Below are 202 nucleotides of genomic sequence, written 5' to 3' on the forward strand. Positions count from 1 at the left end.
GTTGAATTGCAATAATTATTGCGACAATTTTTTATTTACTCAATTAATAAGAGTTCGTGTAAAAATACTTCCAAAGGTGTTTGGTAATCTAAGCATTTCCTAGGACGATTATTCATTAACCACAAAGCTTGGTTGAGTTCTTGGGAAATCACTCTAGCGAGGTCTGTTTTCTTAGGAAAAAACTCACGCAGTAAACCGTTAG

The 202-nt window shown here is 34.2% G+C and carries 1 pseudogene; it reads right to left on the reverse strand.

Annotation, left to right across the window (positions count from 1 at the left end):
* Window positions 1–35 precede the first annotated feature (35 nt).
* A pseudogene (locus ACEN3Z_RS12055) lies at window positions 36–202 on the reverse strand (IS30 family transposase); the annotation flags it as partial.

Origin of the sequence: Ruoffia sp. FAM 26254 (genome assembly GCF_045528545.1) — a bacterium.
GTDB lineage: Bacteria > Bacillota > Bacilli > Lactobacillales > Aerococcaceae > Ruoffia > Ruoffia halotolerans.